Here is an 831-nt window from a genome sequence, read left to right as displayed (position 1 = left end):
TGGCTGCGCAGTTCGCTGAGCGGCGTGTCGACGGTCGGCAGTTCGAAATGCGTGTCGGCAAAGGCCCGCCCGTGCCCGGGAATGTGCTTCATCACCGGCAGCACGCCGCCCGACATCAGCCCCTCGGCCGCGGCGCGGCCGAGCTCGATCACGGCACCCGGCTCCTTGCCGTAGGCGCGCGCGCCGATGACATCGCTGGCGCCTTCCACCGGCACGTCGAGCACGGGCAGGCAATCGGCGGTTATGCCATGACGAAGCAGGTCGAAGGCATGCAAGCGCGCCATCAGCCATGCGGCGCGGCGGCCGGCCTCGCGGTCATTGCGCCACAGCGCGCCGAGCGCGCCACCCGCAGGATAGTTCGGTGCCAGCGGCGGCCGCAGGCGCTGCACCCGGCCGCCTTCCTGGTCGATGAACACCGGCGCGTCCGTACGCCCGACGGCGTCGCGCATCGAAGCCACCAGATCGCGGATCTGCTCGGTCTCGCCGACATTGCGGGCAAACAGGATGAAACCCCAGGGCCGCTCGTCGCGATAGAAGCGGATTTCCTCTGGGGTGAGCGATTTCCCGGCGCAGCCGAGGATCATGGATTTTGATTCGGTCATGCCTTGGAGCTTAGGGCTTCGCGCGGACAAAGGGAATCACCCGCATGACAAGCGGTTGAAGGCCCGATCCCGCAAAAAACCGGCGCGGCCCTGCGGCCGCGCCGGGTTGACTGGATTGCGCCCAGACTCAGCGCGACACGAAGCAGTTGCCGCCGGCCGCCTTATAGCTGGTGCACAGGGCGATCGCGTCGTTGCGCGACTGCGCCGGCACGCGGACGCGGTAGAAGGT

The 831-nt window shown here is 68.4% G+C and carries 1 protein-coding gene; it reads right to left on the bottom strand.

Annotated elements, in window-relative coordinates:
• Positions 1-602 (bottom strand): glycoside hydrolase family 3 N-terminal domain-containing protein (locus EOA33_RS37250; RefSeq protein ID WP_145989579.1); only part of this gene is annotated, 602 nt, incomplete at its 3' end.
• Between the last annotated feature and the right edge of the window lie 229 nt (positions 603-831).

The sequence above is a fragment of the Mesorhizobium sp. M4A.F.Ca.ET.050.02.1.1 genome, from assembly GCF_003997725.1.
Classification (GTDB): domain Bacteria; phylum Pseudomonadota; class Alphaproteobacteria; order Rhizobiales; family Rhizobiaceae; genus Mesorhizobium.
The sequence above is the reverse complement of the archived record's forward strand: the minus strand, read 5'-3'. Positions and strand labels throughout refer to the sequence as shown.